General features: G+C 57.9%; 14 protein-coding genes. 8 read left to right on the plus strand and 6 right to left on the minus strand.

Annotated elements, in window-relative coordinates; genetic code table 11:
* On the plus strand, nt 1-181 hold a 181-nt coding region (locus P0D96_RS41060), incomplete at its 5' end, for a hypothetical protein (RefSeq protein ID WP_408319573.1).
* 202 nt (nt 182-383) lie between these two features.
* Here P0D96_RS41060 and P0D96_RS41065 read toward each other — a convergent pair.
* Entirely contained in the window at nt 384-1,124 is a 741-nt protein-coding gene (locus tag P0D96_RS41065) for a bestrophin-like domain (protein ID WP_408319574.1), read from the minus strand.
* Nucleotides 1,125-1,183: 59 nt separating this feature from the next.
* Nucleotides 1,184-1,456, minus strand: a complete 273-nt coding sequence (locus P0D96_RS41070; RefSeq protein ID WP_408319576.1) for a hypothetical protein — start codon at nt 1,454-1,456, stop codon at nt 1,184-1,186.
* Nucleotides 1,457-2,490: 1,034 nt separating this feature from the next.
* On the opposite strand from P0D96_RS41070, the gene P0D96_RS41075 reads away from it, so the two are divergent.
* Together P0D96_RS41075 and P0D96_RS41080 are read left to right on the plus strand one after the other, a co-directional pair.
* Entirely contained in the window at nt 2,491-3,894 is a 1,404-nt protein-coding gene (locus tag P0D96_RS41075; RefSeq protein WP_408319578.1) for a hypothetical protein, read from the plus strand.
* A gap of 1,308 nt (nt 3,895-5,202) precedes the next feature.
* Nucleotides 5,203-6,363: an IS30 family transposase gene (locus P0D96_RS41080; protein ID WP_408319580.1), complete on the plus strand. Its 1,161-nt coding sequence runs from the start codon at nt 5,203-5,205 to the stop codon at nt 6,361-6,363.
* A 300-nt stretch (nt 6,364-6,663) separates the two neighbouring features.
* Here P0D96_RS41080 and P0D96_RS41085 read toward each other — a convergent pair whose 3' ends face one another.
* Complete coding sequence (locus tag P0D96_RS41085) at nt 6,664-6,972, minus strand: hypothetical protein (protein WP_408319582.1); 309 nt, start codon at nt 6,970-6,972, stop codon at nt 6,664-6,666.
* Nucleotides 6,973-7,153: 181 nt separating this feature from the next.
* Between P0D96_RS41085 and P0D96_RS41090 the strand changes: the two genes are divergently transcribed.
* On the plus strand, nt 7,154-7,921 hold the full coding sequence (locus P0D96_RS41090; RefSeq protein WP_408182589.1) for an SDR family oxidoreductase: 768 nt from the start codon (nt 7,154-7,156) through the stop codon (nt 7,919-7,921).
* Nucleotides 7,922-7,995: 74 nt separating this feature from the next.
* Here the strand turns inward: P0D96_RS41090 and P0D96_RS41095 are convergent, their stop codons facing one another.
* Complete coding sequence (locus P0D96_RS41095) at nt 7,996-8,892, minus strand: LysR family transcriptional regulator (protein WP_408182587.1); 897 nt, start codon at nt 8,890-8,892, stop codon at nt 7,996-7,998.
* 192 nt (nt 8,893-9,084) lie between these two features.
* Between P0D96_RS41095 and P0D96_RS41100 the strand changes: the two genes are divergently transcribed.
* Genes P0D96_RS41100 through P0D96_RS41115 form a run of 4 tightly spaced genes read left to right on the plus strand, consistent with a single transcriptional unit; the run spans nt 9,085 to nt 11,731 of the window.
* Nucleotides 9,085-9,474: a nuclear transport factor 2 family protein gene (locus tag P0D96_RS41100; protein WP_408319584.1), complete on the plus strand. Its 390-nt coding sequence runs from the start codon at nt 9,085-9,087 to the stop codon at nt 9,472-9,474.
* Nucleotides 9,475-9,506: 32 nt separating this feature from the next.
* Complete coding sequence (locus P0D96_RS41105) at nt 9,507-10,406, plus strand: NAD-dependent epimerase/dehydratase family protein (RefSeq protein ID WP_408319586.1); 900 nt, start codon at nt 9,507-9,509, stop codon at nt 10,404-10,406.
* Nucleotides 10,403-11,233: an SDR family NAD(P)-dependent oxidoreductase gene (locus tag P0D96_RS41110; RefSeq protein WP_408319588.1), complete on the plus strand. Its 831-nt coding sequence runs from the start codon at nt 10,403-10,405 to the stop codon at nt 11,231-11,233. Before P0D96_RS41105 ends, P0D96_RS41110 begins: the two co-directional genes overlap by 4 nt.
* Nucleotides 11,234-11,257: 24 nt before the next feature.
* Nucleotides 11,258-11,731, plus strand: a complete 474-nt coding sequence (locus P0D96_RS41115) for a nuclear transport factor 2 family protein (protein ID WP_408182580.1) — start codon at nt 11,258-11,260, stop codon at nt 11,729-11,731.
* Nucleotides 11,732-11,743: 12 nt separating this feature from the next.
* On the opposite strand, the gene P0D96_RS41120 is transcribed toward P0D96_RS41115, so the two are convergent.
* Together P0D96_RS41120 and P0D96_RS41125 are read right to left on the minus strand one after the other, a co-directional pair.
* Nucleotides 11,744-12,439, minus strand: coding sequence for a TetR/AcrR family transcriptional regulator (locus tag P0D96_RS41120; protein WP_408182578.1), 696 nt, complete (start codon nt 12,437-12,439; stop codon nt 11,744-11,746).
* Between the two features lie 146 nt (nt 12,440-12,585).
* Nucleotides 12,586-13,503 (minus strand): LysR family transcriptional regulator, encoded by a 918-nt coding sequence (locus P0D96_RS41125; protein WP_408319591.1) that lies wholly within the window; start codon nt 13,501-13,503, stop codon nt 12,586-12,588.
* Nucleotides 13,504-13,529: the final 26 nt, after the last annotated feature.

Genomic DNA, 13,529 nt, shown 5'->3' on the forward strand with positions numbered 1-13,529 from the left:
CGAGGACGATGGGCGTGAAGAACGCTCTTGTAGAGGATACGTTATGGCTTGCAAATCAACGTCGTTAATCGCAAATGCAACCGCTGAAATATTCGTCGTTGGCCGCGTGGCACTAAGTTTTGGCGCGTTGACTCAGATGGACTGCCATTCCCTTGCGCGAGCGACCGCTCCGGCCGACTGAACGATTCCAGCAAACTATTGCATCCACCGATTGAATCCGGCAGTCCTGAGCGGCCGTTTCACCCGCCTCGTAGTCCTTGCCGCGTTGGACAGTGGCGTCGGCAAAGTTGCGTAAGCGCTGACGTCCGTGCACGGGTGACATTACGCTTCAACCCTCCGGTCGGCAGGCTTGTGCCGAGACTCCCGCGCTGGGCTCCACGCAGCTACTGACCAAGCATGGCGAGCGCGTTGCGCATCGGAGCAAGTGAGACTGAAATCAGCCCCGCGAGCGGCGAGTTCATTTCCAGTATCAGGCAAATTGCCACGGAAGTGGATAACGCGCCCAGAAACAATGCTGCAATGACCGTGCCGTTGGCGGGGGCGAACACCCCAAACGAGCCGAAAATGATGGAAAGCCACAACACCAGGGCTACCAGCAGCGGTATGGGGAGTGAACTTGCCTCCTGCAGCAGCGCCAGCCCGCGCACGGCCAGCGCTTCATCGGCAATCTGGATGGCGCTCGTCTGCAGTTGACGCTGCTCTTCGTTACGCGGCGAGAGTTCTTTCAGCTTGTGCTGAAGGCCTTCCGCCCGTTTTAACGACTGGATGCTGCCCGCTGCTGATACCTGCGCGGGATCGCGGGAAGCGAGTATCTGAATCCACGTGCTGTAGTTCTGCTTAAGCAGGTCACGGACCTCATGCGTCTCAGGTCCATATTGGGCCAGCACGCGATCGAGGCGAACGATGTTAGCGGCATTGTGCACAAGCTCACTATTCACTGTATCGAATGAGCTTTTCGCCGACGAGATCAGCAGGCCAGGCACCAACGCGGCCATCGTCGCGATCAGACCGGTCGCCAGCTTCACGACACCGACTGAATCATCGCCAAGGTGATGCTCCGGTAGCATGGCACGCACGTACAAGCCAAGCAGCGCGCCGCTGAATACACATACAAACACAGTCAATGCGACACCGACGTCGCTCGCAGTTCAATCCTCGGTCTCTCGTGGCACCCTGTCGACGGTCAGGGGATCATGCCGCACTCAAACATCTTGTTGAGGATCGGCGCTGCCACCCTGTTGATGAACGCGGTGCGCATCTGTGGATCGTCGCGCAGCATCTGCACGGCCTGCTGTTCTCTCTCGGGCTTTGGCTTGCCCTGTTTCTCGGCTCTCTCATGCCACAGTTGCTCACAGGACGATTGCTGGTACTTTTGCACGAGGTTGTCGGCCATCATGTCCATAATCGGATATTGCTGTCCGATGGCACTGCCCGCGAACAGCAGGGCTGGCACCATCGCAAATCTCAAGAGACGCCTGTTCACGGGTCTGCCCTCATATCTTCATCAACGGGTCGTCAGTGAGGAAAAGCGCCCGAATCGTCTCGTCCGTAAGGATGGCCTGGTTCTTGACGTCGTCCGGGAGCGCACGATCCACGGCAATTGCTCAAAGGTTAGTTTACGTGACCAGTGGGGGATGCCGATATTGCACCTTGGTCCTATATCGGCTCAATGGGGCGTGAGTACGCGAGCTAGCCCGGCGGAATTGCCTGTGGTTGCTGTAAGCGGGGAAGTTTCGCGTGCTACAGATCTGCTACAGCAAGGGGAGCCATCCATATCTGACAGGCGTTGCGCCTGTCATTCTACCCCCTGGACCATCGCTGCCCGGGAAGGCTCGGCAAAGTTACTTTGAACAGCCCCAGTTCGTTAAGGGTTATTCGATGCCTGCCATCGGCCACAGGAATGTGACGGTGCCTCTGCGCGTGTTGGCAGGCGTCGAATAAGCCTCGATGGAGGAAACCGCGGAGTGCGCCGATGCGGTTGGAGCTTCGTGGCTATGGCGATTGGTCGGTCAGGATGCCCAGCGGTGCCGGATGCGGCGCGGCCAGGCGGGATGCTTGATGCGCGCTGATGCAGTGATGAAGCGGTGCAGTGGCGCAATTGTGGTGGCGAAGCGGACGTGCGAGGGACTGCGCGAAACGACAGGCGCAAACGTCCGCCCGCGGGCCGCGTTGCCGCAGAGCCGTTTCTTATCGAGCTACTTTGCTGGCTTTGCGCCACCCTATACGAGGTCTACGCGACGGAGTTTTAAATAATGTTGCGCGTTGACCATGATGCTAGTGCGAGAGTCCGAATTGGCAGTGCGCTGCTCGATTTTTTGGATACTATAGCGTTCTTAAGCTCGGCCTACCTCGTGCAGGTCGGCCTTTAGGGTCACGCGCAGCAAGACTAATACTGGCAGCGCTTACGGAGTTTCGGATTGGCCGTGCGTTCTGATTGAACTGTGCCCGACCAACCTCCGAGCAGAGTTGGCCAGTCCGGACGGGGGGCACATGGAAGATCTACCAGACGAGAACGTCAGTCACCTAAAGCGCTTCAAGGCGGCGGCAGCAGCATGGGTTTGCGACGGTTACACACTGGACGTGAGGTTCATCGCCCAAAAAAGCGACGGCAAAAATGACGCAATACTCTGGGATGCATCGATCGTACTTTCGCCATTGCCACCGAAGGGTGACAGGAATTTCTTTTTAGAAGTCGATGATGTAATCGTCAGCCAGACCCAGATCCGAATCGACAAGATTCAAGACGCTGAAACAATCATCGAACGGGCAGGAGTTGGCTTTCTCACCCATGCCAACGGACGCACGTTTGTGTTGCCCCATGCAAACAGAGGACCCAAATACGGGAGCGGATTGATCGACCGGCAAGCGTGGTTTTCGCCGCTTCGCCTGACGGTATCTCTCGGTCCACGAGGATCTTTCACACCCCCGGTTCTTTCGGGCATCGATGATGCTTTGAGACTTGCGGAACCACCGTTCGACGGGTTAGCAGATGTCGCCGGGTGGTTGGGTCTTCGAGAACCCGGCACGGAGCCTTTGACGGTCCCGCAGATCACATGCGAAATTGTTCCACCAGCCGACATCCGCTTTGATCAATGCAGCCTCACCTCGGACCAGCTCTTGGTCACTGTCGCCGCGCACCCCAACTTTGATACATCGACACTTCGTCTGGCAGTGCGTGCAGTTCCGGGCAATTTTATGCTCGGTCGGAAGCAGATCGCTGATAGGCTGGAATGGAAGGACGAGGACGGATTACGCAAGGGAACCGCACTTGTCCATCTCCCTGACTCTGATCAGGTGCTGCTGATGCTGATGATCGGCAATGCGACGGTACGACGAACGTGGATTCTCGACCCGACGAAGGCACGCAACAACCGCCTACTAACCGTTCAACATTTCGACAAGGAGTTGAAGAAGCTCACGGACGCGCTGACGACTGCCGCCGACGGACGTCTGTTCGAAAGGGGCATTGCGTCACTATTGTTCTTGCTCGGTTTTTCGCCTGTGCTGACACTCGACAACGATGCGACTGACTTGATTGTTGCTACGCCCGGCGGCCAGTTAATCCTTGTTGAATGCACCCTCAAGACTGCGGACTTCCGAAACAAGGCCGGCAAATTAGTGGACAGACGTGGATCGCTCACTAAGGCACTTCAGGAAAGCGGACACGCTCTGAACGTCGTCGCGGTCCTAGTATGCGGGGTGCCCCGAGACCAAGTTGCCGCTGACGCTGAAGACGTGCGTTCACTTGGCATCGTTTTAGTCAGCCGGGAAGATATCGATGCGGCCTTTAATCAACGCCGAGCACCTAGGAATCCGGACGAACTGATACAGGCGGCGCTAGAAAATTTGACGAATGCTAGCGGGGCGACGGCCTCTCCGCCCGAAAACGCTTAGTGCCTTAAATATATCCAGCATGTCATGCGGATTCCTTCATTGCTGCGGCCTATCTGGCGCATTTCAGGCGGCTTTCGAGGCCGGAGGCACTGCACGCGGTCGGTCAAGCACGGCAAGCGCCTCATGGAGCTTCGTTTCCCGTGGATCTTTTGCACGTGATAGACGGGGACGCCTTCGTTGATCATCATGGACGCACTGTCGTCGACCCAGGCTGAAACTGATCCTCTCGATCAGCCGTCCTTCAGCTGAATCTTCCAGTTCTTCGCTTCCATGCATTGAACAATTGAATTCGTGTCCTGACGGTCGAAAACACGCTGTGACATAGCCCTACACTCGAGCAACTCGCCGGAAAAGTCCGCTTGCGTGGAGCCGGGGCGAGAACCGCCTATCATTGTGCTGCCGCATGCTGTTAAGGAAGCCAAGAGAGTGACTGACAGTAGAAACCTCATTTTTTATCCCCGAGTTTTTGACAGAATTCTTTTGAGGGGTTGACACAGCCGCCGACGCACGTCGGTCGCCCCAGATCGTTGAGCATTGCGCCGCCGCCAAACTGACTTGAACATTTCACGTAGCCAATGTTGTCCGTGATGCACCTTCCTGGCGCGCAAGCAGCGCCCTGCATCGTAGACACCGCGACTCCTCCAGGTGGAGCGCAGAAAATGCGGCCCATATTGTCTTTTACGCAGTTTCCCTGAGCGCTGGCCGAAAAGGGGGCGCTACAAACCATGGCCACGATTAGAAATCGGCTTATATGCACTTTATCGACCGTCAAACTAGTTCTCAGTGTTGGTTCTTCTAGTCGGCATTTCCGCCGTCGCTCAAGCTGAATCTTACGAAGAAATAAGGTGAGAAAGAAGTGGATTTCTTATCGATTCGTTCGGCGGCGCACGCATGCTGTCGGTGCCGCGCGACACAACGGTCGGGCAAAAGGTAATCTTGGCAGCGCGTCGATGGAGCAAATCAGCAGTCGAAAGCTCAGCCCAGAAGCTGGTCGCCAAATGATTTGCGGCGATTTGGCGCACTGATTGACGCTTAACCTTAAATTTAGCGACTAGTCACGCAGCGAGCCGGGTTGTTTGGGGGCGCAATTCAAGAGCACTTTTGTGAAGACGTCCAAACGCTGAATGGTTTCCGGTGGATTCAAAATCGAAGCGTACTTGATGCGACGTCATGCGCTTTGGTGGCCATTCAGGTGACACATCCAGAACCTCGCCAAGTCTGGTCCATATCAAAGTCAGCTATGTGAGGGCGGATTCAACCGGTGGATGCAACACACTAGAAGCTGCGTGAGCGGCGGGAGTGTTGCAAATGAAACAGCGGCGCCGGATTTACTACAGCGAGAAGCAGAAAGCGCTGATGTGGGAGCGCTGGCGGAAGGGTGAGTCTCTCCAGCATATCGCCCAGCTTTTCGATCGCCACCACTCGTCCGTGCAGCGGATTATCGGCGAAACCGGTGGAATCCAGCCGGCACAGCGACATCGCTCGCGGCTGGCGCTAACATTAGCCGAGCGGGAGGAGATATCGAGAGCGCTCGTCGCTGGCGATTCGATCCAGTCAATCGCCAGTCGGCTTTCGCGGGCTCCGTCTACCATCTGCCGCGAGATCAAACGCAACAGTGGACAGGATGGCTATCGGGCAAGCTACGCCGATCAGCTTGCCTGGGATCGGGCGCAGCGGCCCAAACTCTGTAAGCTGGTCGAACACCGGATGTTGGCACGCATCGTGGCAGACAAACTTCAACTGGAGTGGTCGCCCGAACAGATCGCCGGATGGCTCAAGCGCGCGTACCCGGGCAACGAGGATTACCACGTGTCACACGAGACCATCTACCGCAGTCTCTTCATCCAGGCCCGTGGTGCCTTGAAGAAGGAATTGCTGGAACATTTGCGGCGTACCCGGGTCATGCGGCGTTCCCGCCATTACACGCAGAAAACGGGCGAGCACGGCAGGATCCGCGACACAGTGTCAATCAGCGAACGTCCAGCCACAGTCGAGGACCGCGCGGTACCGGGACATTGGGAAGGTGATCTGCTTTGCGGCAGCGGGAGCAGCCAGATTGCGACACTCGTCGAACGCCAGACACGCTATGTCATGCTGGTGAAGATTGCCAGCAAGGACAGCGAGACAGTTGCCAATGCGCTGATCAAACACGCCTGCAAATTGCCGCAGGAACTCTACAAATCGCTAACCTGGGATCGAGGCACGGAGATGGCCAGCCACAAACGCTTTACTGTCGCCACTGACGTTACCGTCTACTTCTGCGACCCACAACATCCCTGGCAGCGTGGGTCGAATGAAAACACGAATGGACTGTTGAGGCAGTACTTCCCGAAGGGAACCGACCTGTCGGTGTATTCACAGGCCAAACTCAATGCCGTGGCGAGACGCCTCAATGAGCGTCCGAGGAAGACACTGAACTACGAAACGCCCGCCGAGCGGTTTAACCAAACTATTGCATCCACCGGTTGAATCCGCCGAGGCGGAGCGGCCCTTCGAAAGTCAAAATATAAACTCAAATCAACGGCAGTTCATGGCCGAACCCTGCCCGACGCTCCGCACGTGCAAACTCCCAAGTCACGCATTGCGCGTCGGACACCAGCTGACCCAAAGCCGCGCTACGTACCAGCGTAATCGCAAGGGCCGTTTTCCAGCGCGAAGCGGCCATTCCACTATTTAGGTCCGCCATGACAAATTTCGCCTCGAACCCGACACGGGACGGGCAACGAACCTGTCATCCGTGAGCGAGAGATCCCGCGCAGCCCATCGCGATTATGACAGCGCGTCGACTACCGCATGATAACCACCACCAAGCGTCTTCGTGAGCGCATCGAGTTCGTCATCGAGGCGTGATTGAACGAACCCACCAGCCTCCGTCAGGGCCAGGCCGATGTAGTGATCGGACCCATTGCCGCGATTGACGACTTCGAGCAGCGTAGTGATGTTGCGCGTCCAGCGCGATACCGGCACATTGCCAGGCTGCCGGTGCGGCTGCGCGTGATGCGCGCGCGGGTTGCGCCATTGATGCTCGGCGTCGATTGAGCTGGCGATGCGTCCGCTAACCCCTTGCCAGGAATCCATGACATACAAGTGCCCAAGGAGCGTGCAGGTCCGGACAACCTGTCCGCACTGTCGGGAGCCGCAGCCTTCTTCACCTTTCGAGGTAGAGCGGCTACCTTTTCGACATGCAAACAGCCCCCGGCCACGGGTTCATGTATGCGCCGGTTTGCCTTTCTAGCCCGTCTTAAATGGAAAAATCAATATGTCCAATACGTTCAGAAAATACGTCATTACAGGTTCAGCATCCGGAATTGGCCTCGCAACCAGGCAGCTACTCGAGGCGCAGGGTCATCATGTGATAGGCACTGATATTCGCAACGCCGAAGTCATCGCAGACCTGGGTACACCTGAAGGACGCGTCGATCTGGTCGAGCAGGTGGAGAGAAAAAGCGGCGGTTCGATCGACGCCGTTCTCGCCGTGGCAGGTGTCGATATTGCGAGCCCCGCCACCGTAGCGATCAACTATTACGGCGCCGTGGCGACGCTACAGGGGCTCCGCCCGCTGCTGCTGAAGTCGTCGGCCCCTCGTGCCGTGGCCGTCTCGTCCATTACCTCCGTCCACCCCTACGATGAGCAACTTCTGAACATGCTGCTCAATGGTACAGAGGAACAGGCATTGGAACGGGCACGAGACGCGAGTTACGTCTACGCGACAACCAAGAGAGCACTTTCACGATGGATCCGGCGCAATGCGATCAATGCGGATTGGGCTGCTTCGCGTATACCGCTGAATGCGCTTGCGCCGGGACTTGTCAGGACCGAATTGCTCGCGCGACTTTTCGAAGACCCCGATAAAAAGCGCGCCGTCAGCGCCGGCACCCCCATGCCACTCGGCGGTCCGTATGAGCCTTTGGCCGCTGCCGAGTTCCTTGCCTGGCTCGCCAGCGAAAAGAACGGCCATATGACCGGCCAGACCATTTTCATTGACGGTGGTGCGGATGCGGTGATTCGCGGTGATTCGGTCTGGTAAATCGATGGACTGTGTATACCGTGCGTCAGAAGCAAGCGTGTCCGGCAATCGCCGCGAAACGCACTGCTCGTCTGCTATTGACGTCCCTGCTCCAACGGTACGTGTTGGCTGATGAAGTCGATAAACGCTCGTAGCTTCGGCGTGATATGTCTGCCGGACGGCCACAACAGCTGGAAGGTGTTGTGGTCGGTCGTGTATTCGTCCAGAACCGTGACCAGCAGGCCGTCATTGAGGGCATCGCGCACCGTGAAGTCCGACATGTAGGCAATGCCGAGACCTTCCAGCGCAAAGCACAAGCGCGCCTCGTTGGTATTGCATGTCACCGTTGTGGACAGTTGCGCTTCGACTTCGTCGGCATCGCGGCGCAGTTGCCACACCTGCAGTTTGCCGGTGTTCGGTATGCGGAATTGAATGCAGGCGTGTTCGGCGAGTTCCCTCGGATGCACCGGCTTCCCGCAGCGTTCGAAATAGGCCGGCGCGCCAACAAGCAGCATCCGGAAAGAGCCAAGTCGCCGCGAGGTCAAACGGGAATCCTCAACGTCGCCGCTACGAACAACAGCATCATAGCCCTCCTCGATCACATCGACCTTCCGATTATCGAAATCGAGATCCAGTTCGATCTCGGGAAAACGCCGCTGAAACTCGACAAGTACAGGTAGAAAGGGTTCGCCGATCATCGGTAACCCGACGCGCAATCGCCCTTTGGGGACTGCAGAGGCTTCCGACAACTCGGCTTGCGCCGCGTCGAACTCAGCCAGAATGCGGCGTGCGCGTTCGACAAACATCTCGCCCTCGGCCGTCAGCGTGACGCTGCGTGTGCTTCGATGAAACAGCCTGACGCCCAGACTTTCCTCGAGACGCGTCACGCTTTTACCCACGCCTGAGGCAGAAATACCCAGAATGCGGCCGGCAGCGACAAAGCTGCGCGTCTCGGCGGCCTGAACAAAAACATTAAGTGCAACGCTATCCATAGTCTCGCAGCATCCATTGGACGGACACATTGTCCGCTCTATCGGGAACTCTACCCTACTTAATTCATGCCCGAAAAGCCGTTACTTTTGCAGGGCAGGCAGGACGCCAACTCTTTGCCCGTAGAGATACAACCTCCATTTCCGTCAAATTGAAGATGCAGCGGTATCACACCGATGCCTGAACAGGAACTCATGATGACAACCGGACCAGACCTTTTCGATCTCGCACGCAAGCTCGAAGACACACGATGGCAGTTACTGCTGAATGCCGATGCTACCGCGCTAACCGACCTTTTATCCGACGATCTGCAATTCGTGCATTCGAGTGGCCTGAAGGACGACAAGACGAACTACCTCGACGCCGTCCGCGCGGGCGCGGTGATCTACCGAAGCGCCAATAGCCGCATCGAGACAGTCGTACCCCTTGGTAATGAATCGTTTGTCGCGAGTGGCTCTCTGAAAATGGAAGCGACCGTGCGTGGAACGGAACGGAGTCTCCATTCGCTCTTCACGGTGGTGTGGCGACGCGAGCAGGAAATGTGGAGGCTTGTCGCGCACCAGACTACCTTGCTGCCGGCTTGAGCAGCTAACTACGTTATCCAAAGGAACAGATCATGACCATTTTCATTACTGGTGCCAGCGGTTTCGTCGGCGGCACTGTCGCCCGCCGCCTGCTCGCCGCAGGCCACAGCGTTCGTGGACTGATACGCGACGCAAGCAAAGCCGAATCGCTGAAGGCACTGGGTATCGAGCCCGTGATCGGGAGCCTCGAAGACAGCAGTCTTCTGACGCGTGAGGCCGGGCAATCCGAAGGCGTGATTCACGCTGCCGACAGCGACCATCGGCCGGCGATCGAAGCCCTTATCGAAGGACTGCGGGGCTCCGGCAAGCCATTGCTCCACACCAGTGGTTCGAGTGTGATCGGGGATGACGCGCTGGGCAATAGCGTTGCGGAAGCAATCTTCGACGAAAACACACCGATGGTCGTCGAGCCCGTCAAGCAACCCCGTCGCGACATTGAACTGCGGGTACTCGCCGCGTCCGGGGAAGGTGTGCGCGCTGTGGTGATCTGTCCGAGCAACATCTACGGCAGCGGCACCGGTCTCAATCCGCGCAGCGTGCAGATCCCCTTTCTGGTCGACAACGCGCGTAAGGGCGGCGTGGTGCACATTGTTGGACGGGGCGTCAATCGCTGGTCGAACGTCCATATCGAAGACGTCGCCGAACTCTATCTGCTCGCATTGGAGAAAGCACCGGCTGGCGCGTTTTATTTCATCGAGAACGGCGAGGCGTCGTTCGGTGAAATTGGCGATGCTATCGCACGGCGTCTGAAGCTTGGACCGGTTGAATCGTTGTCGGTCGAGCAGGCTACCGAGCGTTGGGGTAAGGTCCATGCGCACTACACCTTCGGTTCCAATAGCCGTGTCCGCGCGAAGCGTGCCCGTGAGGAACTCGGCTGGACGCCGCACCACACGTCGGCGTTAGCCTGGGTTGAACAGGACATGCCACTATGAGCAAAGTCTGGTTCATTACTGGAAGTGCTGGTGGTATCGGCGCCGGCATTGCCCGGGCAGCGTTGACTGCGGACGATGTCGTGGTTGCCACCGATCTCGACCTTGAACGGCTGCAGGAAGCTTATGCCGCGAACGCGGCGCACGTTCTGACAGCGCAGCTGGACATTCGCGATGCAGCACAGGCTGAGGCCGCCTTGGAAGCCGCCCTCGCCCGCTTTGGCCGCATCGACGTGCTGGTCAATAACGCGGGCTATGGTCAGTTCGGAGCATTCGAAGAAATCGAGCCCGAGGCAATCGAGCGCCAGTTCGCCACCAACGTGTTCGGCACCTTCAACGTCACCCGGGCGGTCTTGCCGGCGATGCGTCGGCAACGTTCAGGGCACGTCATCAACATGTCGTCCAATGGCGGTTTCAAGGGAGTTCGAGGCGCTTCGATGTATTCGGCCAGCAAGTTCGCCATCGAAGGCTTCTCCGAGGCTCTGGCACAGGAAATCGCGGACTTCGGCCTCAAGCTTACCATCGTCGAGCCAGGCGCCTTCCGTACCGACTTTCTCGACAACCGTTCGCTAAAACGCGGCACGCACGCTCTGGATGACTATGACGATTTCCGGGCCAAAGCCAATGCAGTGTTCGAAGCCCGCAATCACAACCAGGTCGGCGACCCTGACAAGCTTGGCCGTGCGCTAGTCCGGATCGCTAACGAAACGGCCCCGCCGCTGCGCTTCGTCGCAGGCGCCGACGCGCTCAAAGTCGTCGACGACAAGCTGGATTACGTTGCCCGTGAAGTCGAACGCTGGCGCGAACTGTCCCGCTCCTCCGACTTTTAAATCGCCCATCACAGGATATATTTCATGAATCTTCCAACTCTGGACTTACGGCTCGATGCACTAGAAAGCCGCTTTGCTCTTGAACGACTGATCGCTGAATACGCTCAGGCCTTCGACAACCATGATGAAACCCTGCTGCGCAGCATTTGGCACGAAGGTGCATCGCTATCGCTCGGCGACGCGTTCGGCAACTTTGAAGGCGTCGAAGCGATTATTGGATCTGCACGGCAGAATTGGCAGAAGATGCCCCACATGCATCACTGGATGGCCAACCCGTTGATCAATATCGACGGCGATGCAGCGACCGGCCGCGCTGCCGTCGACTGCCTGTGCACCCATGTCGAGATGGGTCCGGTACAAATCAGCGGCCTCTACCACGACCGCTTTGAACGTCGCGACGGCCGCTGGGCGTTCGTCGAACGCCGCTTCGACCTTCATTTCCTCACGCCGCTCGCGAACTGGACACCGGTTGCGGGCAGCGAGAGCGTCAAACCGTAGGCGAATAACTAACTATCCGGCCTTCGGCGTTTTGTCGATCATCAGCGATAGATGATCCAGATCCTCGCGTAGCAGCGCCAACGCTTCGCTGACGGCGCTGCTGCCTTTCAATTGCCGCTTGGCCGGCCGCACGACCGATTGCACCGCGAGCTCCGCGATCGTGTCGGCGATCTCGATCGCGCTGCTCGCCCCCTCCGGCTTGTACCAGAACGCGGGCCAACTGCACATGCCGATGAGCGTAAACGCCGTGACCTTGGCGTCGACGACACGGAACACCCCTGCACTCACCCCTGCCTCGATTGCCGAGGTAAAGTTGCTCAATACTGCGCGCTTGGCATCTTCATTCGCACGATACGCGCGCTCGGGCAACTGCTGCTCGGTGCGATGGATCACGCGAAATTCATTGTAGTGGCTCAGAATCAGCATCGTATGCTGATGAACCAACAGACGCAGACGCTCTTTCGGATCCGCATCCGGCTCGGCAACCGCCTGACTCGACAGCCGCCTCGCTCTCAAGGTGACCTCCTCCACCAGCGCCGTGAGTATCTCGTCCTTGTTCTTGAAATAGTAATAGACGGCGGTACGGGTCACGCCAAGCGCCTCGGCGATTTCCTGCATCGACGCACCGCCGAAACCCTTCTCGATGAAGAGCGCGGCCGCGGCGTTCAGGATCTGTTCTTTTTGCCCCTCAGCATTCACCTTTGCCACGAAACCACTCCTGATAGCGGTCGACGGCCAGTTTGCCGTCATACCGTAGTGTTGTGTTTGCGTGATTGTAACGCCCGGACCATCCTGTTCAACCCCTCGCGGCCCATGCTGACTCATGCGCCGTCGTCATCCGTCGATGGTCAAGTTCAAACGTGGCTGGTAGAAAGCGCCGCCGTCACAAACTCGCGTAGAAAAGTAATCCATGTCCTGATTTTTGCGTCCAGATACTCTCGCGACAAATAAGTAGCATACACGGTCGTACCCTGCAGCTCGTATTCCGGTAACACACGCACCAACGCGCCACATTGCAGCGCCGATAACGCAGAAAGCATGGGCAACGGCCCTATGCCAAATCCCTCAACCAGAGCGACCGCCAAGGCATCGGCCGAGTTCACGCGCAACTTGCCCGGGTGCAGTTCGATTTCTGCCGCACCGTCTCTTCCTTCAAACCTCCAGCGATCGACCGGAAAGTGCGGGGTGACCAACTGCAAGCACGTATGCTGACGCAACTCCTGCACCGACTTCGGTGCGCCTTGCCGCTGGATGTATTTCGGCGACGCGCACAGCACAGTTGGCATCGTGCAGATTCTGGCAGACACGAGTGCGGAGTCGGGTAAATTGGCCGTGGCGACCTGGAACGCAACGTCGAATCCCTCATCGAGCAAGTCGGGAAATCGCTGCGAAAGCGTCACGTCAGCACGGACCAACGGATATCGCTCCAGATAGTGAGTCAATGCCGGCACGACATAGATCTGCCCGAAGCTCAACGGAGCATGAATACGAAGCACGCCAGCCGGTGATGTTCGTGCGTCTCCGGCTTCGACTTCGGACGCATCGATCAGTGCAAGGATTTCCTTGCAGCGATGTAAATACCGGTTTCCCGCATCGGTCAACGCGATACGCCGGGTCGTCCGATTGAATAGGCGGGTGCGCAAATGGGCCTCCAGATCCGAGATAAAACGGGAAGCCTGCCCCGTGGTCATGTCCGACTGCTCCGCGCCCGCGGTGAAGCTGCCCGCCTCCGCCACGCGCACGAAGACTCTCATGTTTCGCAATAAGTTCATCGTGCGCTGCCTGGCTGCTCCCCCAC

It is taken from the genome of Paraburkholderia sp. RL17-347-BIC-D, from assembly GCF_046027915.1.
Classification (GTDB): Bacteria; Pseudomonadota; Gammaproteobacteria; order Burkholderiales; family Burkholderiaceae; genus Paraburkholderia.